The organism is Bacillus sp. FSL W8-0629 (genome assembly GCF_038593225.1).
Classification (GTDB): domain Bacteria; phylum Bacillota; class Bacilli; order Bacillales; family Bacillaceae; genus Bacillus; species Bacillus altitudinis.
In genome coordinates this window covers 3576691-3596209 of the sequence record NZ_CP151975.1, presented here as the reverse complement: position 1 = coordinate 3596209, position 19519 = coordinate 3576691, and the positions used below count along the sequence as shown (strand labels likewise).

Annotated in this window: 22 protein-coding genes; 18 read left to right on the top strand and 4 right to left on the bottom strand. The window is 41.9% G+C overall.

Annotation, left to right across the window (positions count from 1 at the left end; translation table 11 throughout):
* Window positions 1-132: 132 nt before the first annotated feature.
* Window positions 133-810, top strand: coding sequence for a DUF3298 and DUF4163 domain-containing protein (locus NSQ17_RS18650; RefSeq protein WP_024719231.1), 678 nt, complete (start codon window positions 133-135; stop codon window positions 808-810).
* 79 nt (window positions 811-889) lie between these two features.
* Here NSQ17_RS18650 and NSQ17_RS18645 read toward each other — a convergent pair whose 3' ends face one another.
* Together NSQ17_RS18645 and pepT are read right to left on the bottom strand one after the other, a co-directional pair.
* Window positions 890-1069 carry a hypothetical protein gene (locus NSQ17_RS18645; protein WP_008345664.1) on the bottom strand — a complete coding sequence of 60 codons (180 nt, stop codon included), beginning with the start codon at window positions 1067-1069 and terminating at the stop codon, window positions 890-892.
* 288 nt (window positions 1070-1357) lie between these two features.
* Window positions 1358-2590, bottom strand: a complete 1233-nt coding sequence (gene pepT / locus NSQ17_RS18640) for a peptidase T (protein WP_008345662.1) — start codon at window positions 2588-2590, stop codon at window positions 1358-1360.
* Window positions 2591-2816: 226 nt separating this feature from the next.
* Between pepT and NSQ17_RS18635 the strand changes: the two genes are divergently transcribed.
* The 5 genes from NSQ17_RS18635 to NSQ17_RS18615 all read left to right on the top strand — a co-directional run bounded on the left by NSQ17_RS18635 (window position 2817) and on the right by NSQ17_RS18615 (window position 6213).
* Entirely contained in the window at window positions 2817-3140 is a 324-nt protein-coding gene (locus NSQ17_RS18635; RefSeq protein ID WP_017358661.1) for a WXG100 family type VII secretion target, read from the top strand.
* Window positions 3141-3144: 4 nt separating this feature from the next.
* Window positions 3145-4341, top strand: coding sequence for a glycine zipper domain-containing protein (locus NSQ17_RS18630; protein ID WP_058337105.1), 1197 nt, complete (start codon window positions 3145-3147; stop codon window positions 4339-4341).
* Window positions 4342-4353: 12 nt separating this feature from the next.
* Window positions 4354-5112, top strand: a complete 759-nt coding sequence (locus tag NSQ17_RS18625; RefSeq protein ID WP_039165050.1) for a hypothetical protein — start codon at window positions 4354-4356, stop codon at window positions 5110-5112.
* Between the two features lie 21 nt (window positions 5113-5133).
* On the top strand, window positions 5134-5661 hold the full coding sequence (locus tag NSQ17_RS18620) for a YfjD family protein (protein WP_342467679.1): 528 nt from the start codon (window positions 5134-5136) through the stop codon (window positions 5659-5661).
* Window positions 5662-5757: 96 nt separating this feature from the next.
* Window positions 5758-6213: a helix-turn-helix transcriptional regulator gene (locus tag NSQ17_RS18615; RefSeq protein WP_008345651.1), complete on the top strand. Its 456-nt coding sequence runs from the start codon at window positions 5758-5760 to the stop codon at window positions 6211-6213.
* Window positions 6214-6264: 51 nt separating this feature from the next.
* Here the strand turns inward: NSQ17_RS18615 and NSQ17_RS18610 are convergent, their stop codons facing one another.
* Window positions 6265-6612: a helix-turn-helix transcriptional regulator gene (locus NSQ17_RS18610; protein ID WP_017368336.1), complete on the bottom strand. Its 348-nt coding sequence runs from the start codon at window positions 6610-6612 to the stop codon at window positions 6265-6267.
* A gap of 206 nt (window positions 6613-6818) precedes the next feature.
* On the opposite strand from NSQ17_RS18610, the gene NSQ17_RS18605 reads away from it, so the two are divergent.
* The 6 genes from NSQ17_RS18605 (at window position 6819) to NSQ17_RS18580 (ending at window position 12542) form a co-directional block, all read left to right on the top strand.
* A complete protein-coding gene (locus tag NSQ17_RS18605; protein WP_017358664.1) occupies window positions 6819-7808 on the top strand; it encodes an asparaginase in 990 nt (329 codons plus the stop codon).
* A gap of 28 nt (window positions 7809-7836) precedes the next feature.
* A complete protein-coding gene (gene aspA / locus NSQ17_RS18600) occupies window positions 7837-9258 on the top strand; it encodes an aspartate ammonia-lyase (RefSeq protein WP_017368335.1) in 1422 nt (473 codons plus the stop codon).
* A 143-nt stretch (window positions 9259-9401) separates the two neighbouring features.
* Window positions 9402-10808: a Na+/H+ antiporter NhaC gene (gene nhaC, locus NSQ17_RS18595; protein ID WP_024719537.1), complete on the top strand. Its 1407-nt coding sequence runs from the start codon at window positions 9402-9404 to the stop codon at window positions 10806-10808.
* Window positions 10809-11102: 294 nt separating this feature from the next.
* Entirely contained in the window at window positions 11103-11528 is a 426-nt protein-coding gene (locus NSQ17_RS18590; protein ID WP_274660466.1) for a DUF5082 family protein, read from the top strand.
* Between the two features lie 37 nt (window positions 11529-11565).
* The gene (locus NSQ17_RS18585; RefSeq protein ID WP_008345634.1) at window positions 11566-11832 is read left to right on the top strand and encodes a YwqI/YxiC family protein; all 267 of its coding nucleotides are present in this window, start codon (window positions 11566-11568) and stop codon (window positions 11830-11832) included.
* Between the two features lie 284 nt (window positions 11833-12116).
* Window positions 12117-12542, top strand: coding sequence for a DUF5082 family protein (locus NSQ17_RS18580; protein WP_274660467.1), 426 nt, complete (start codon window positions 12117-12119; stop codon window positions 12540-12542).
* Between the two features lie 47 nt (window positions 12543-12589).
* On the opposite strand, the gene NSQ17_RS18575 is transcribed toward NSQ17_RS18580, so the two are convergent.
* Window positions 12590-12787: a hypothetical protein gene (locus tag NSQ17_RS18575; RefSeq protein WP_039963061.1), complete on the bottom strand. Its 198-nt coding sequence runs from the start codon at window positions 12785-12787 to the stop codon at window positions 12590-12592.
* A gap of 137 nt (window positions 12788-12924) precedes the next feature.
* Here NSQ17_RS18575 and NSQ17_RS18570 point away from each other — a divergent pair, with 137 nt between their 5' ends.
* From NSQ17_RS18570 to NSQ17_RS18545, 6 genes are all read left to right on the top strand, one after another.
* On the top strand, window positions 12925-14883 hold the full coding sequence (locus NSQ17_RS18570) for a BglG family transcription antiterminator (RefSeq protein ID WP_342467678.1): 1959 nt from the start codon (window positions 12925-12927) through the stop codon (window positions 14881-14883).
* 89 nt (window positions 14884-14972) lie between these two features.
* Window positions 14973-16283 (top strand): PTS transporter subunit EIIC, encoded by a 1311-nt coding sequence (locus NSQ17_RS18565; protein WP_024719533.1) that lies wholly within the window; start codon window positions 14973-14975, stop codon window positions 16281-16283.
* A gap of 15 nt (window positions 16284-16298) precedes the next feature.
* Window positions 16299-17363 (top strand): mannonate dehydratase, encoded by a 1065-nt coding sequence (uxuA, locus tag NSQ17_RS18560; RefSeq protein ID WP_342467677.1) that lies wholly within the window; start codon window positions 16299-16301, stop codon window positions 17361-17363.
* Window positions 17360-18793, top strand: a complete 1434-nt coding sequence (locus tag NSQ17_RS18555) for a glycoside hydrolase family 1 protein (RefSeq protein ID WP_203143839.1) — start codon at window positions 17360-17362, stop codon at window positions 18791-18793. Before uxuA ends, NSQ17_RS18555 begins: the two co-directional genes overlap by 4 nt.
* 12 nt (window positions 18794-18805) lie before the next feature.
* Window positions 18806-19129, top strand: a complete 324-nt coding sequence (locus NSQ17_RS18550) for a PTS sugar transporter subunit IIB (RefSeq protein WP_008345616.1) — start codon at window positions 18806-18808, stop codon at window positions 19127-19129.
* A gap of 19 nt (window positions 19130-19148) precedes the next feature.
* Window positions 19149-19478, top strand: coding sequence for a PTS lactose/cellobiose transporter subunit IIA (locus NSQ17_RS18545; protein WP_008345614.1), 330 nt, complete (start codon window positions 19149-19151; stop codon window positions 19476-19478).
* The last annotated feature ends 41 nt before the right edge of the window (window positions 19479-19519 follow it).

Below are 19519 nucleotides of genomic sequence, written 5' to 3'. Positions count from 1 at the left end.
ATACAGGAACTTATGAAAACGGTAAACAAACCTCACATGAAAAATAAAGAATAATATGGAAGAAAACACTTCTTTTGGTTCTTTTGTCATGGTATACTCAATTGGTAATAGACAAAAATGGGGGTTTTTACTATGACAATGAAAAAAGGCCTAACGATCAGCCTGCTCATTTTTTCGCTGATTGTTTCATTGTTTGCGCCAGTTGGATCTGCGGATGCCAAACAAGTGAAAAAAGCAAAAGTAAGTACACACTATTATAAAAAGAAAAAAACGTTTAAATATGCACAGGTGAAAAACCTTAGTAAGGCGCATATGAAAACCATCAATCGTGATTTAAAAGATGATATTGCATTCTCTTATTCTACGTACTTGTTCTTAAAGGACGAAGCGAAAAAAGAAGGCATTGGGAAGATCACATACGAGAGATCGTTTAAAACGAAATTTAATAATGGGAAGAAACTAAGTATCCTAAACTATGATTACATGAATGACGGTAGCATGCACGGGGATACGATGGTTACGAGCATGAACTATGTGTTAACAAAGAAAAAAACAAAGCAACTGTACTTTACAGATGTGGTAAAAACAAAGAAAAAGCGTACAAAAGTAAGAGATTATATCTATAACTACACAAAGAAGCATAAAAGTAAATTCTATGCGAATCTGAAAAAAAGCGATATTCAAATCGGCTACGACACGCAGTACTACTTCACGAAAAAGGGAATCGCTGTTGTCTTCCAGCCATATGAAATTTCACCGTACTATGTAGGAATTCCTATGATTCAAGTACCTGCGAAGGTGTATAAATAAAGAAGAGAAACGGCCATGAATTTGGTCGTTTTTTTATACATAAAAAGAGCCCCTGGTGACGAGGCTCTTCTTTTTACATTTATACTTGTTTGGGTGCATCGTTTAGTGGGTGACGGCGTTTGCCGTTGTAGTGGCGGCGCATACGAAAGATTTCAAACTCCGAAAGCTCTGCGCTTTTTCGTTTTTGGGTGCGGTTATCTTTTTTGAAAGAGAATAGTAAGTAGCAGCAAAGTGAAGCGATAATCAATAAAATCATCATATGACATTCCTCCAATTCATCCTATTCTTTAAGTGTAGACAGGGTGAGTGATGTTTATAACTGAAAATAGTTAGCAAATAGCGTTTAGTTCTAAAGGTTTATTCTTGCTGCTTTTTTAGGTCTAAAATACTGGTTGTTTTTAACTATTATATTTCCAGTTATTGCACTCGTCAAGAAGAATTTTTCTGGGGTTGTCTCTATTAGTACGATTAAGTGTCATAAAAGTTTCAGAAAATTGTAAACTTTTATTAAAAAACCGTTCCCGAACAGGAACGGTTGTAAACATGTTTATGCTTTTTCTTCAAATAAACGTGCAATTTCCACGATCACTTCTGACGCTTTCAGCATGTTCTCTACAGAGATGAATTCATATTTACCGTGGAAGTTTTCCCCGCCAGTAAAGATGTTTGGCGTTGGAAGTCCTTTATATGAAAGCTGTGAGCCATCTGTACCGCCGCGGATTGGTTCAATGACAGGTGTCACTGAGCGGTTTTCCATGGCTTCATGAGCGATGTCTACGATATGTTTGACTGGTTCAATTTTTTCTCTCATATTGTAATATTGATCCTGAATGCTAAGGGTGATGCTGTTTTCACCGTAGACCGCTTTTAAGTCGTTTGCGATTTTTTCAAACAGTGCTTTGCGCTTGTTGAATTTCTCTTTATCAAAATCACGAATAATATATTGCAGCTCTGCTTCTTCTACTTCTCCTACAAACCTTGTGAGGTGGAAAAAGCCTTCGTATCCTTCTGTGTATTCTGGAGATTCATCTGAAGGAAGTTTGTTGTGAAAGAGCATGCCGATCTTTGCAGCACTGACCATTTTGTCTTTTGCTGTCCCTGGATGGACGTTGTTTCCTTTAATTGATACTTTTGCACCTGCGGCGTTGAAGCTTTCATATTGAAGCTCTCCTAGCGGGCCGCCGTCAATCGTATAAGCATAAGAAGCGCCAAAGGCATCAACATCGAATTTGTGAGGTCCTCTGCCGATCTCTTCATCTGGTGTGAAGGCGACACGAATTTTTCCATGCTTGATTTCTGGATGCTCAATCAGGTAATGCATGGCGGTCATAATTTCTGCGATACCTGCTTTGTTATCTGCACCAAGCAGGGTCGTGCCATCAGTCGTGATGAGCGTATGTCCTTGGTATTTTTGTAAATTTGGAAACTGTGCTGGAGATAATACGATATGTAGATCTTCGTTTAACGTGATGTCCCCGCCTTGATAGTTCTCATGAATCTGCGGTTTCACGTTCTTGCCAGTGAAGTCAGTGGCTGTGTCGATATGAGCTAGGAAGCCAATGGTTGGCACTTCTTTGTCTGTGTTAGATGGGATCGTGCCCATGACATAACCGTTTTCATCCATTGTCACTTCTTGAATGCCGATGGATTTCATCTCTTCAACAAGCTGCCTTGCTAGGTTCAGCTGTCCTTCAGTGGATGGGCAGCTCTCTATGTCTGCATCAGACTGTGTATCCACTTTTACATAACTTGTGAATCGCTGGATCATTTCCTCTTTCATCAATACGTCACTCCTTTTGTAGAATATGTTCATTTTATCATGTCTTGAATGCGCTTCATAACAAGAAAGGCTTTCTCTGACAATTAGAGAGGAAAAAGACCTACTTTTATTTTGCGATGTGCTGAATGGTTCTTTAGGGTGATTTTTTTGGGTGTCTTTTTATTTATAATGAGGACATATAAAATCATCCATTTGTACGTTAATTTGGGAGAAAGGGGTGCGAAAGTTGGATTCTAGTCAAACACTTGCACTCGCTCAAAAGTTCCAGGAAGCTGCTGATGGCATTCGGCAGTCGAAGCAGCTACTTGAGAATCGGCTGAAGGCAGTTGGATCAGGCTGGCAAGGGGAAGCAAGAGATAAATTTGATCAAAGCTTTGAGGAAACAGTGGCACGCTATGATCAATTTGAAAAGGACTTGCTTGAAACAAGTCAGGAACTGCGGGATGCTGCTGTCAAAATCGAGGAACGTAAAGCTGAAATCGCCAGAATGGAAGAGCTTGAGCGAAAAAGGCGAGAAGAACGGAGAGAAAGAAACCGAGAAGGGAGATGATGTGATGGCGCGTGACATTGTAGTAGATCCAGATCAGCTGACAGGGCTGGCGAATGATTTTGTAGGAGAGCTTTCGGCCATCGAAACAAAGCACCACGATTTACATAGTGAACTGGATGGCCTCATCCTAGGCTGTGATCCCCGTTATCGAAGCTGTTTTTCTGGAGTAGGAGATGCATGGGGTTCTGGACAAGCCTTAATGAGCAAATTGAGCAGTGACGACATTGCCATTCGTCATGCAACGGATAAAATGGTCGAAGCTGATGATATTTTAAGGAAAATGTACAGTCTGTATGATCAATATGGTACACTCACGAGCCTAGCTGGTATTGTGATGATGCAGGCAAAATACTATGGGCTTGGCATGACGACCTTTATTAAAGAAAATGGCCGCTATGCTGCGCAGCATTCAAAGCTCCTTCTTGATGTGACCGGACGGGTAGAAGGAACGAGATTTGACCGGTTGGCAAGGATTTGGCTGAGTAAAAAAGAATTATTAAAACGATCCAATTGGTCGATGGCTGACCTGGTCCATAAGAAATTTACGAAATTTTATCCTAGCGATACAGTTGCGTTCACGAACAGTGTACGTGATTTCACAAAAGGAAGTATCAATTGGAAGGACACGGCTGGCATCAAGTCTGTTCTGAAAAATGGTGCAAGGTTTGCGAAAGGAAATGCCATCATTGCAACGGTCGTCACGGGTGCAACAGAAACGGTTGGCTGCGGTCTGAAAATTGCGGAGAACTATGCGGAATTTGGGGATCAGCCAGAAGTTCTCAAGCGTGAAAATGCAAAGGCTGTTGGTAATGCAGTGAATAATACGGTCTTTATTGCAGGCGGATCTGTTGCAGGTGCCGTTGTGGGCGGCGCTCTTGGAAGCTTTGCAGGACCGATTGGAACAGTCGTTGGCGGAGCGATAGGATCAGCAGTAGGTGGCTTTATTGGTGAAAAAGTCGCCAAGCTTACTTCTGGTTTTGCAGAACAGGTCGCAGTGAAATTAAAAGACCCAATTCATGCGGTCGTCGATCAGGGCAAAAAAGCATTTGAACTGGCAGGTCAAGGTGTTAAAGCAGTCAATGACACCATTGATCAAGCAAATCAGGTGATACATAAAGGAATAGAAAAAACAAAAGAAACCGCAGATTCGCTGTTGAAAGGTGCAGGTGATTTCTTGAAGGGCGCATTTTCTTTTGGATAAGGAGAGATCAAGTTGGATCAGCTAAGTCTAAGTATCGAGGAACTCATCTTTAGTTTTTACAGTGAAGGCTATTTTGAGCAAGGGATGTCTTTAAAGGAAGCCTATTATCCAGATGTAGAGGATGAACGTCTTGGATTTTTATTTGAAATTGCATGTCGCTCTTTGCTGGCAAAAGACGTGCTGGAATTTCGAAATAGACAATACCGTTATAAAGAAAAATACCGGCATTTCATTCAAGCCATGAACGATGCATCACATACCGTGAAAGCTTCAAGGTTTGGTGCATTAGATGAAGAGGTCAGTACGTCCTTCCATACGACTCAGGCAGGTGTGTATTCACACCATACGCTTTATGATCAACAAGTGCATCAGATTCACAAACTAAAAGACGATCAGCAGACTGTGGAGCAAGTGACAACCTTTTTGAACATACACATGAGTGAACACCTTACACCAGTCATCAATTTGCAGGCGGAAGAATTTGAACTGCTGTTAGAACAAGCCAGTCAAGGGAATGATGATTGGCCTTCTTTTCTAAATAAAGCAGAGAACCAAGAGCTTGTGCGGGCATTTGTTTCTGATGTAAGGGTCAGAAAAGGAAAAATGGATTCTTTGATGAAGGTCACTTATGATAAAAATAATACGCCGGATGTAGAGTCTATGATATTTGTTATTCCGGGGCAGAAGCATTCTTGGCTAGTGTCGGGCATGAAGGAAAATGAATTTCGGATAGAGACGGCTCATAGGGACGGATTACGTTCTATATTCTAATGGAGAAAAGGAGAATGGCGCTTGAATCCAAGTGAAGTAATAGAAGTGAGGAGCAGACCCTTTCTAAGAGTATGGGCATTCTTAGCAACGGGCGGATTTGGCATCATCGGTATTTGGTTATTTTCAGAAGCTCTTACATTTGAATCGAATTATACGTTGTTTTTATTTTTAGGCGGATTATTAGGCATTGTCTATGGGTGGATCTCTTTTTTGATGATTTTTCCGGCTTTTACGAAGAGGGGAAATGTGATTTTTCGCATTCAGCGTGGAGAGAATGGCGCTGTTTTATACCGGCAACAAACAATCCCTTTTCAAGACATTCAATCTATTGATATGCGCAGGCATCGTTACAATATCAGGGGATTTCTGTTCATGGATGTGCTTATTCGGAAAATTGATGGGAAATTGATCAAGATTCCGGCGTACAGTATTTTAGATGAAGAAGTATTTGAGCAAACGGTGAAACAAGACATTTATCCATATTTACATGAGACTGCCCAAGAGAATTGGAAACAGCAGAATGGTCATGGTGAAAAGCAGAATCAATAGATGTTTTCGCCATCATTCCATGAGGTGAGACGCCACTTTTTTTAAGAAATCGTGTAAGATGTCAGTAAAGACTGAACAATCAAGAGGTGATGAGAGATGGACAAAGAAATGGTAATTGACCTCGTCACAGAACAAATGGCACGAATTCGAAAAGAAAAAGACTATACACAGGACCGCATGGCTGAGGTGCTTGGGTTATCCAAACGGCATTTGCAGCAGGTTGAAAAGAATCGTCTTCGCCTCAACTGGACGCAATCTGCGGCCGTATGTGCATTATTCAGGGATAGTGACATTTTAAAAGGGACACTTGGGGATGATCCGCTTGAAATTTTGGAAGTCGTCGCCCACGATGAATTGCATTTATCTGTTGAACGTACGATTGGCGGAAAGGTTTGGTGGCGGACGTCTGTGAGAAAAGGTACGTTTCGTCTTCAGCAGAATGTGCTAAGTCAGCATTACCGCATCTTAGATGATGAGAATTATCGCTATTATAGTTCCTTTAATAAAGAAGAAGCGAAGCGGCGGTTAGAGGAATTAAGTGAGCTGTCGTAAGCAGAAAAAGAGAGGTCCCTCTATGACAGGGACCTCTCTTTTTTGTGTTGTTTATACTTTCAGAGTGTTTTTCGCCCGAATAAAGGCAACAAGCTGTTTAATTTCTTCATCTGTTAGTGGAACGCCGTCTACATGGATGGTTCCTTCTTTTGCTTCCGTCAGCTCAATTTTGATATCAGAGATTTTGCGTTGTATCTCTGGCTCGTCCGTTCTACCAAGTAAAAAATCAATGGACGTATCATACAAATCAGCCAGCAGTTTCACTGCTTCAAGCGAAGGTCGTCGGTACCCAGATTCGTAACCGGCATAGGTGCTTTTGGCGATACCTAGGCGATCTGCCGTATGCTGGAGAGACCATTTTTTCTTTTTTCTAAGGGTGGTTAAACGATCGAGTATCATACATGAACGCTCCTTTATATACAACAACAGTATATCATATTTTGACAAAGAGTGTACGCGTTATGCGTAATAATTTCTTGATTAATTCGCGTTATGTGACTATAATGGCAATGAAGGTACGCGTAAAGCGTATATTATAGAATAGCACAAGCTGGCTTATAATATGTGTGACAAACGAAGTAATTTTACTGAAAGAGGTGGACCTGTTGAAGAAATTATTGCTTTTAACCACTGGTGGGACGATTGCATCTGTAGAAAGTGAAAATGGTTTAGCTCCAGGTGTTAAAGCTGAGGACCTTTTAAGCTATTTAAACGAAATTAATGCAGACTACACAATGGACACAAAGTCCCTAATGAGTATAGATAGTACCAATATGCAGCCTGAATACTGGGTTGATATCGCAACAGCCATTTATGAAAATTATGATCAATATGACGGATTTGTCGTCACGCATGGTACGGACACAATGGCCTATACATCAGCAGCACTATCGTATATGCTGCAAAATCCTGATAAGCCAATTGTCATTACAGGGTCTCAAATTCCAATTACGTTTAAGAAAACAGATGCGAAGAAAAACATTACAGATGCGATTCGTTTTGCATGTGACGGTGTTGGCGGCGTGTATGTCGTGTTTGATGGCAGAGTCATTCAAGGAACTCGCGCAATCAAACTAAGAACGAAAAGCTACGATGCATTTGAAAGTATTAACTACCCATATATTGCATCGATTGAAAATCATCAAATTGAATACAATAGCAAAGTAAAAAGATCATCAATGAAACCGCTTAAATTAGATGCATCCTTGAACACAGACGTTTGTTTATTAAAACTGCATCCAGGACTGAAGCCTGAGTTTTTAGATTCAATCAAAGGGTTGTACAAAGGAGTCGTCATTGAAAGCTACGGCAGCGGCGGAATTCCTTTCGAAGGAAGAAACCTTTTAGAAAAAATCAACGAATTGCTGGAAGAAGGCATTTCTGTTGTGATCACCACTCAGTGTCTCGAAGAAGGAGAAGACATGAGTGTGTATGAAGTAGGACGTAAAATCAATCAAGAACTGGTTGCTCGTTCAAGAAACATGAACACAGAAGCCATCGTGCCAAAGCTCATGTGGGCATTAGGTAAAACAACAGATCCACGAGAAGTGAAAAAGATTATGGAAACGCCAATCGCAGAAGATTTAGTGATTTAACTATTCTATAGAAAGCAGGTCATACGAGATGGTTCAAGCAACTTATCGTTACGAGAAGGATTTTCTAGGTGAAAAAGAAATTCCCGCAGACGTGTATTATGGTGTTCAAACGCTTCGTGCAAAAGAGAATTTCCCGATTACAGGATATCGCATGCATGAAGAACTCATTCGAGCATTTGCCATTGTCAAAAAAGCAGCAGCTCAAGCCAACATGGAAGTCGGACGTTTATATGAAGGAATTGGAAATGCGATCGTTCAAGCTTCAGATGAAGTCATTGAAGGCAAATTCCATGAATATTTCATCGTAGACCCGATTCAAGGCGGCGCAGGAACGTCTATGAATATGAATGCCAATGAGGTCATTGGAAACAGAGCCCTCGAGATCATGGGACATCAAAAGGGCGAATACATTCATTTAAGTCCAAACACACATGTGAACATGTCACAATCGACAAATGATTCGTTCCCAACGGCGATCCATATTGCAGTGCTCAAGCAGTTAGACATTTTACTTGAGACGATGCAGGCCATGCATGACGTATTTCAAAAGAAAGCAAAAGAATTCGATCATGTCATCAAAATGGGGCGTACTCATTTACAAGACGCTGTTCCGATCCGTTTAGGACAAGAGTTTGAAGCATACAGCCGTGTGCTGAGCCGAGATATTAAACGAATCAACCAATCAAAACAGCATTTATATGAAGTAAATATGGGTGCGACAGCTGTTGGGACAGGCCTCAATGCAGATCCTCGCTACATCGAAATCGTCGTGAAGAAGCTTGCTGATATTTCTGGACTGCCACTAGTAGGCGCAGAGCACCTCGTAGATGCGACGCAAAATACAGATGCATACACAGAAGTATCTGCTGCCTTAAAAGTATGCATGATGAACATGTCTAAAATTGCGAATGACCTTCGCTTAATGGCATCTGGCCCACGTGCAGGTCTTGCTGAGATTGCATTGCCAGCCCGTCAGCCGGGATCATCCATTATGCCTGGAAAAGTCAATCCAGTCATGGCAGAGCTCATTAACCAAATCGCATTCCAGGTCATTGGGAACGACCACACCATCTGTCTTGCTTCTGAAGCAGGCCAGCTTGAGTTAAATGTGATGGAGCCTGTTCTGGTCTTTAACTTGCTTCAATCTATTAGTATAATGAATAACGGATTCCGCTCATTCACAGATCACTGCTTAGCGGACATCGAAGCAAATGAAAAACGTTTGAAAGAATATGTCGAAAAAAGTGCAGGTGTCATTACTGCGGTAAACCCTCACTTAGGCTATGAAGCCGCGGCTAGAATCGCAAGGGAAGCCATTTTAACAGGACAATCGATCAGAGATCTTTGCCTGCAAAATGATGTGTTAACAGAAGAAGAACTTGATATTATTTTGAATCCTTACGAGATGACAAAGCCTGGCATTGCGGGTGCAGAGCTCCTAGAGCGATAATAATATCAAAAATTTTATTTTATTAATATGTGGAATTGCCTGTGAAATAGAGAAAAACAGGCAATTCACTTTCTTTCGAATTGACACACTTTTTTCACAATATTTTGAAAACGCTTAACGCACGCACAAAGGGAGGAAACAAAATGAAAACACCACGTCTACCGTCTATTTTAGAAGTCGTGTCTGTACTTGGCTTATTTTTAGCAATTGTTTTATCATTCACTCTTTACTTCAAACTAGATATTCAGCTAGCATTGTTCATCTCATGGTTTATGGTTATCGCTTTAGGAATTCGTTTAGGGCATTCGTACAAAGACCTTCAAAATGCGATCACAAAAGGGATATCAAATGGATTAGAGGCTGTTTTAATCTTAATTGCAGTAGGTGCACTTGTTGGTACATGGATTGCCGGCGGTGTTGTACCCACGTTAATTTATTACGGACTGGAATTTATTCATCCTAATATCTTCTTATTAGCTACACTGATTATCTGTTCTATTATGTCTGTTGCTACTGGTACGTCTTGGGGTACAGTTGGAACAGCAGGGATTGCGATGATTGCGATTGGTGAAGGATTGGGTATCCCATTACCGATCGTAGCTGGGGCTGTTTTATCTGGCGCTTATTTTGGTGATAAATTATCTCCTTTATCTGATAGTACTGTGCTCGCTTCCTCTCTTTCAAAAGTGGACGTGCTGGCGCATGTAAGAGCCATGATGGTCTTATCCATACCGGCCTTTGTGATTACGGCTATTATGTTTACAATTACTGGATTTATGTATGGTGGAAGAAATATTGATCAAGATAAAGTAGAGTTTTTGAAACAAGCATTGCAGGATACATTCACGATTAATATTTGGATGATCATTCCGGCAGTCATTGTTGTCCTATTACTTGTATTGAAAAAACCGTCAATGCCTGTTATCGCAATTGGTGCACTGCTTGGGGCAGTCTGGGCGATGGCATTCCAAGGAATGAACCCAGCTGATGCGCTTGGTACAGCTTATAACGGCTTCTCTATTAATTCAGATGTAGATTTCTTAAATACGCTGTTAAATCGTGGCGGTATTGTGAATATGCTTGGATCGCTAGTGGTCATTATTCTCGGACTTGGTTTTGGTGGCGTACTTGAATATCTCGGCGTCTTAAAAGTAATTGTCGCTACTTTCGAGAAGAAATTATATAATGCAGGAAATGTAACCCTATCTACACTTGTAGTAGCATTCTTTGCGAATATCTTTGGTTGTGCAATGTATGTCTCATTAATTCTTACACCAAAAATCATGGAAAAAAGCTATGACAAATTAAAATTAGACAGACGTGTGTTATCTAGAAACTCTGAGGTTGGTGGAACACTTACGTCTGGTATGGTTCCGTGGTCAGATAACGGAATTTACATGGCAGGGATTCTAGGCGTCTCGACATTCTCTTATTTACCATTTATGTGGCTGAGTTTTGTTGCCATTGGTCTTGCCATCATCTACGGATATACAGGGAAATTCATTTGGTACGTGAAAAATCAACAAGACTCAGAAGAATCGGCATCATAAGCCGCTGCAAAAGCCGCCCCTCCCCGGGCGGCTTTTGTTTGTCCTAGGACCGTAAGACTATGTGTGTTTCCAGAAGGGTGGTTGTGTATTTTGACCCCCTATAAAAGAGGGCTTAAGGTGTGGTATGAAGCAGATTGAAAGCATATTTATACCATAAAAAGGGCACAAATCCCTATTCAAACATGAGTCTTTGAACCTTATAATAACAATATTGGAAAAAGTGCGATTCACCATTACGCTCGTTTAGAGGGACTCTAAGCAGCGTTTTTATTTTTGACAGGAGGAGGAACCCATATGAGCTTATCGGATATGCTGTCTGCCCTTAACGGTGGCATTTCAAATAAAAAGGCAGAGATCGAAGAGAAAATTGCTCGACTCAAAAAGGCAAAAAGTAAGGTTGAACGTGAACAAGATGCGGCAGAAACAGATCTAAAACAAATCAAGCAGCCAAAGCTTGGGGCCTCTTGGAAAGGTGAGCGGAGCCAAGATTTCAAATCAGAGCGAAATGAAGCGCATGAAGCGCTGCAAACGATCGTAAGCGATAAATACCCACGCTACGTGAGCCGAATCGAATTCAAAATCAGTACACTAGAAGCAGAGCAGGCTGCCTTATCCTTTGCCAGCTCTTTAGCTGGAGATGCCGCACGTTTGGCTGAAAAAGGAGAAGACGCAGTAGAAGACGCAAAACGCTTGATCTCAAAAGCATGGAGCAGCTTGTAAGCGAGCTTCATGCTGAACAAATCTGGAGGATATCATAATGGGACAAATTAAGTTAAACTACCAAACAGTGATGGATAAACTAGATGAAGTCTCCCAAGCAGTTGAAGCTTTAACAATGAAAAAAGCAGCAGATAAAGCTGGTGAAAATAGCCTTGAATTTGTAACCAAATGGACGGCACGTGAAGCAGAGGTGGGCGAAATGGTCTCAAGCTTTAAAGAAGCCTTGATCAAAAACGTTCAGGATACACGCTCAAATGTGAAGACGCTAAAAGAACAGGATGAGGCAATTGCGGCAAAATCATAAGCCCTAATCGTTTTATTGATAGCGTAGCGGAGTATGATGTAAAATATAGTCTTAAAGACTCATATATAATTCGGGATTTATGACCCTAGATTATTCCGTTTTTCTTCCAAACACCATGTTAAAAGGACACCTTTTCCCTATTTAAGCCTAAGGCTTTTCACCTTATACTATACTTAATGAAAGCGAACGATAGAAATGTCAGGACTGGAAAAAGCAGATGATCTGCTCGGTTTCAAAAACGCTGACGCCGTGCTTTCTTATGAGGTCTAATAGAGGTGGATGACATGAGTTTATCCGAGATGCTGCACCATCTGCATATGGGGATTGAAAACAAACGTGCAGAATTTGACGAAATGATCTCTCGGTTAAAGACAGCCAAAAGTAATATTCGAACAGAACAAGATCTTGCGCAGTCTGACATAAAGGAAATCAAGAAACCTGCTCTAGATTCTTCATGGAAAGGTGAGAGAGGAACGGACTTTCACCGTCATCGGAAAAAAGCCTATCACGTGCTGCACGACATTGTGAACAATGAGTATGAAACCTATATTACGGAGATAGACCAAAAAATTATGCACTTTGAGTTAAAAAAAATGGAACTCGCTGTCGCCAGTAATTTTGCAGGAAGAGCCCAAGATGTAATGGAAAAGGGCGAGGATTTTGCAAAGGATGTCAAACATTTAATTGAACGGGGCTGGAAAGCTCTTTAATAAAATAAACGAAACAGCCGGCTGAACAAGCGGCTGTTTTTTTGGGTTTAGTCACATCCGCCGCTACCACCTGAATCACCACCGCAGGAGGCATCAGAAGCGTGATGTGTATACGAATCAGTATAGTTACTGGTTGTTGAACTGTGATGTGCAGAATGCTTAGAAGATGAACGCTTATCTTTTGGTGTAAACATGTGGGCGGCAATGGCGCCTAAAGAAGCTAGTATGATGATGATAACAAACATGATGTATCCCTCCTCTTGTTTCATATTCATACGTTTGAGCCATAACAAAGTTCCCGGTCGGAAAGAAAAACTGGGCAAAGAGTTCTATTTTCGTTTATGATGATAGGCAAAAGTAATTGACCAAGGGAGGGGAGTCTATGTTATCTCTACGTCAGGAGGAGCTGTTGAGGCGGTTAATGCAGGCAGAGCAGGAGCTGACAGGTGAAGAAATTGCACGCCTGATAGGCGTCACATCACGAACAGTTCGAACAGATATGAAAGCGCTTAAATCGATATTAGAAGCACATGGGGCAACACTTCATATGAAACGTGGAGCAGGGTATACATTGACTGTCGAAGATTATGGAGCATTTCGTACTTTTTTGAAAAACTCAATGAGAGAAAGAAATGAAAAAAAGAATCAAGTCATTCCAGATCAGCCGGAGGATCGTATCTCTTATTTATTGAGAAGGCTTTTATTGTCCGAAGACTATATGAAATTAGATGAATTGGCCGAGGAATTATTTGTGAGTGAATCTACTGTGAAAAATGACCTGAAAGCAGTCAAGCATATTTTCTCTTTACATGGCCTCTCTGTTGCACACCGTCCTAAATATGGACTGAGGCTGACTGGAGATGAAATGAAATTAAGGTATTGTCTAGCTGAGCATGTGTTTCAGCAGGAGCATCCGAACCCTGCCCTTTTACCTGAAGAAACATATCAATTGATTCAAGATATGGTGCGTTCACGTACAAAGGCAAGCGGCCTTCATGTGTCAGAGATCGGTTTAAGCAACTTAGTGACACATATCGCCATTGCGTGCAAACGAATTGAAGAGAAAAAATTGGTCATGATGCCGGAAGGAGAACTCAAAGATATTCAAACACAGCCCGCTTTTCAAGTGGCGAGGCAAATGGCAGAAGATATGCGTCACGTACTCGGTATAGATTTTCCATTATCTGAAATGGCCTATATTGCGATTCATTTAATGGGGGCAAAAATGATGGCGTATGGAGAAACGGGCCACACGCTATTTCACATGCTTGATGAAGAGCATTTCCGTTTAACTCACCAATTACTTGGTTATGTCGAAGAGCACATGTCACTTGATATTCAGACAGACAAGGAATTGATTGTGGGACTAAGTCTTCACCTGAGATCAGCGATTCATCGATTCCGATATGATATGAACATCCGTAACCCCTATTTATCAGACATAAAAAGGCATTATCCGATTGCTTTTGAAGCAGGTGTCTATATGGGAAGATGGCTGAAGGAAAAAGAGAATGTAGAGATTCATGAAGATGAAATCGGATATTTGGCGCTGCATATTGGTGCTGCCATAGAGCGGACAAAAACTCAAACTGTGAGAAAAAAATGCTTGATTGTGTGTGCAACGGGTGTCGCAAGCAGTCAGCTTCTTCTCCATAAGCTGAAGGCCGCCTTTAGCGAAAGGCTAGAGATTGCTGGAACTGCAAGTGTCAGTGACCTTTTGTCGTATGACTTGAGAAGTATCGATTTGATCATTAGTACCATCCCGCTTCAGAACACATTACCTGTGCCAGTGATTGATGTACATACGATCCTCAGTGAAGACGATATGTCGAGGCTGAAACGATTTGTGCAGGGGTCACAAGAAATGGGGGTCTTGCGATATATCAGTCCGAAGATGACTTTTTTTCAGCAAGATCTACAAACAAGGGAAGAGGTTCTTCAATTTTTCGTGAATGTATTGCAGGAACAAAACCGAATCCCAAATGATTTTGAACAGCTATTGCTGGAAAGAGAGGAAGTGTCACCTACGTCGTTCGGTCATTTGGTCGCAATTCCTCACCCAATCAAACCGGCAACAGATGATACGTTTTGTGCGATCTGTACGTTGAGAAAACCAGTGCTGTGGGGAGAAGAGCGGGTACAGGTCGTCTGTTTGTTAAGTATACAGAAGACGTATCAGAAAGAATTGCAGTCACTCTATCAATTTCTTGTACGTTTGACAGAGCAGAAGGAAGTGGTGGAGCAAATCATCAAAGCTGCTTCATTTGAAGAACTGACGGCGGCGCTGCACGTGTTGGAACAGCCAGATGAAAAAAAAGGACACCCATTTCCGCATCTGTGAGGAAAAAGATTAGATGTTAATGAAAGCGCTTTTAAAATAACATCAAAAAGGAGGATGATCACGAGTTTTTGTAAAGGGGGAGACGGATCATGAGCTTTAAAGAGAGAGCGGCCGACGTCATGGGACATGTCGCTTATCGTATTACAAATCAGAAATATATTATGGCGATTAAGCAAGCATTTGTCACATTAATGCCAATCATCATTACGGGGGCTTTTGCTGTACTGGTCGCAAATATGATCATGAGCCCGGAAACGGGGCTTGCCCATTTTGAGATATTCAGGTTTTTAGCAGAGCTTCAGCCAATTATGAAGGCAATCAATTATGCCACGCTGAACTTTTTAACGATCGGGGCTGTGTTCCTCATCGGGATTGAGCTCGGGAAAATCAATGGACATAAATCATTATTCCCAGGGTTAATGGCATTGATTTCATTTATATCCGTTATTCCGACGACACTTCTTCTTGAAGTCGATGGATCGATGCGTGAGGTTGTCGATGTGCTGGCGAGGCAATTCTCCGATCCAAAAAGCTTATTTTTGGGTATGATCATTGCCATCGTCTCTGTAGAGATCTTTTGTAAGCTTACCGAGGTGAAGTGGCTGCAAATTAAGATGCCAGATTCTGTTCCATCAAATGTGGCGACGTCTTTTTCTTCACTTTTCCCATCAATTATTACGATTACAATCATTAGTTCATTCGGGTTTGCGTTTCACCGTGTGACAGGCATTTATTTGCATGAAGCGGTGTATAACGTCGTGCAGCGTCCGCTTGAAAGTGTTGTACAGGGACTGCCTGGTATTTTAACGTTAATGTTTGTGGCTCAATTTTTCTGGGTGATCGGTATACATGGCAACCAAATGATTAAACCGATTCGCGAGCCGCTGTTATTAGGATCAATTGCAGTGAATATGACAGCATTTCAAGAGGGCAAAGAGATTCCAAATATTATCACGATGCCATTTTGGGATGTGTATATGAGCATTGGTGGTTCGGGTGTGACGATTGGTCTGTTGATCGCCATTTTTATAGCGGGTAGAAGGGAAGAGATGCGTAGCATTGCCAAGCTTTCATCAGGACCTGGACTGTTTAACATCAATGAACCAGTTATTTTCGGATTACCTGTCATGTTGAACCCTGTGATGGCGATTCCGTTTATCGTTACACCACTCGTGACAGGTACGATTGGTTATATCGCAACCGCTACAGGTTTTGCCGGGAAAGCGGTGGTGATGGTGCCGTGGACGACACCTCCGATTGTGAATGCTTGGCTGTCTACCGCTGGCAGTATGGGGGCTGTCATCACACAGCTCATCTGTATTGTTGTCGCTGTTTTCATCTATTTACCTTTTGTTCTCTTATCCAACCGGAAGCCAGAAGCAGCACCTGATTCAGAATAGAAGGAGGGCTCATGAATGAACATGCAATTTAGATGGTATGGCAAAGAAGATCCTGTCTCCCTTTCATATATTCGGCAAATTCCCGGCATGAAAGGGATTGTCAGTGCAGTCTATGATGTGCCGGCTGGTGATCTGTGGCCGGAGGAAAGTATTGCTCATTTAAAAGAGGAAATCGAACGTCACGATCTTGCTTTTGAAGTCGTAGAAAGTCTCCCGGTCCATGAAGATATTAAGCTGGGAAAGCCTAGCCGGGATGCTTATATCGAGCATTATCAAGAAAATATCCGGAGATTAGCAAGGCATGGTGTGAAAGTCATTTGTTATAACTTCATGCCAGTCCTTGATTGGACACGAACACAGCTCGATTTCCCACTAGCTGATCAATCGACGACCCTTGTTTATTTTCAGCATCAGCTTGAACAGATGGATATAGAAAAAGATCGATTTTCCTTACCAGGATGGGATACGTCTTATACGCAGGAAGAAATGAGAAAGTTGATGGCTGCATACAGGGCATTGGGTGCGGAAGGGTTGTTTGAGAACCTAGACTATTTCTTGGGAAATATCCTTCCAGTTGCAGCGGAAGAGAACATGAACATGGCACTGCATCCAGATGACCCTCCTTGGAACATATTTGGTCTGCCCCGCATTGTCAGTTGTGAAGAACAAATAGATCGTATCCTTCAGCTCGATGAACGCTCACAGCATGGACTGACCTTTTGTTCCGGTTCCCTAGGCTGTAATGCGAAAAATGATGTTCCTTCACTTGCGAGAAAGTATGCCAAAAAAGGGCGTATACACTTTGCTCATTTACGCAATGTCAATTTGTATGAAAACGGTGATTTTGAAGAGTCGGCACACCTGTCGTCAGCAGGCAGCCTCGATATGGGAGCGATTGTGAACGCATTGTTTAAGGAAGGATTTGCTGGCTATGTCCGGCCAGATCATGGACGAATGATCTTTGGTGAGACGGGCAGACCTGGCTATGGATTATACGACCGAGCACTTGGAGCTATGTATTTACAAGGGATGTGGGAAGGACTTCAAATTCACACGAAGAAAGGTCAGGTGGCAACATGAACAAAATTGATATACCCAATGACTTTATTCTAGGTGCTGCGGCTTCTGCTTGGCAGACGGAGGGTTGGAAAGGGAAGAAACCGCATCAGGATTCGTATATAGACCTTTGGTATAAGGAGGGGTATCACGTATGGCACGAAGGATACGGACCAGCAGGAGCAACGAATTTTTACGAGCGCTATCCTGAAGATGTAGCCCTTATGAAGGAAATTGGGTTATCTCATTACCGGACATCGATCAATTGGTCGAGGTTTCTCATAGATTACGAGAATGGAATTGTAGATGAGACCTATGCTCGTTATATTGATGATTTCATCAATGAATTACTTGAAGCAGGTGTAGAGCCGATGTTTTGCTTAGAGCATTATGAGCTTCCTGCTGTTTTGCTTGAAAAGTACGGCGGTTGGTCATCTAAACATGTTGTCGAGCTGTTTGTTCTGTATGCAGAAAAGGTGTTTGAACGCTATGGAGACCGGGTCAAACATTGGTTTACCTTTAATGAACCAATTGTTGTTCAGACTCGTGTGTATCTAGATGCTATTCGTTATCCTTTCGAGCAAAATACGAAGAAATGGATGCAGTGGAACTATCATAAAGCCTTGGCGACAGCAAAAGTGGTGAAGCTTTTTCAGGAAATGGGCTTGAAGGAATCAGCCCGTGCAAAAATCGGGGTCATTCTCAATCCAGAAGTGACGTATGCGAGATCGACTGCTCCGCATGATCAAGAAGCGGCCCGCATGTATGATTTGTTTTTTAATCGAGTGTTCTTAGATCCCTCCATTAAAGGCGAGTATCCAGAAGAACTGCTTGATGTGTTGAAAAAGCATGACATTCTTTTCGATGCAACGGAAGAAGAGCTTCAGCTCATTAAAGGTCATACAGTCGATGTGGTCGGTCTTAATTTATACTATCCGCATCGCGTTAAGGCACCTAGCAAGGCTTGGAATGAAAATACACCGTTTCATCCATCTTATTATTACGATCTATTTGAGCTCCCAGGGAGAAAAATGAATCCATTCAGAGGCTGGGAAATCTATCCGAATATCGTCTATGATATGGGCATGAGAATAAAAGAAGAATACGGCAATATCGAGTGGTTTGTGGCTGAAAATGGTATGGGGGTCGAGCAGGAAGAGCGGTTTAAAAACGAAGACGGCATCATTGATGATCAGTACCGAATTTCATTTATCAGCCAGCATTTGAAAAAAGCCCTCCAAGCGAAAAAAGAAGGTTCAAACTGCAAGGGATATATGCTCTGGGCTTTTACTGATAATGTCTCGCCGATGAATGCATTCAAGAATCGCTACGGATTAGTAGAGATCCAGCTGGAGAATGAACGGAATCGTCAGATGAAAGCGTCAGGGTACTGGTTCAAAACATTAATCCAAACGAGGAAATTAAGGGATGAACCAGATGTCATTTATCAATAGGAGTGATGGGATATGAAGCGAATCATTCTCGCTTGTGCAGCAGGAATGTCGACGTCGATTGTGGTATCTAAAATGAAGGCAGCCGCAGAAGGAAAAGGGCTGGATTATGAAATTTATGCGATACCTGAAGGGGCCATTGCGGACGAATTAGAAGAGCATGGGGACGATGTAAAGGTCATTTTGCTAGGACCGCAAGTTAGCTTTATGAGAAAGGCAGCAGAAAAAACAGCGGCACCTTATCATATACCTGTCGATGTGGTAAATGTAAGATTATATGGAACAGCGAATGGAGAAAAAATTCTAGAACATGCACTGAAACTAGCAAATGAATCTTGAGCAATCGGAGGAGAAGCAGATGACGGTATTAGAGGAAATGCAGGGAGCGGCCTTTCAAATCATTGCCCATGCAGGTGAGGCACGAAGCCATTATGTAGAAGCCATTCGTCTAGCAAGAGCGGATGACTTTGAAGCAGCACAGCAGTTGATTGAAAAAGGGGAGGAAGCGTTTCGAAGCATCCATGACCTGCACTTGTCGCTGATACAAAAAGAGGCGGCGGGGGAACAGCTTCCCTTTTCTTTACTGCTCATACATGCAGAAGACCAAATGCTCACAACAGAGACCATCCATCTGCTTGCCATTGAAATGATCGAAATGTGTAAAAAAATGAATACCCTGTCAAAATAGATATCAGTTATTAACCAATTTCTGTTATAATCATTCGGTAG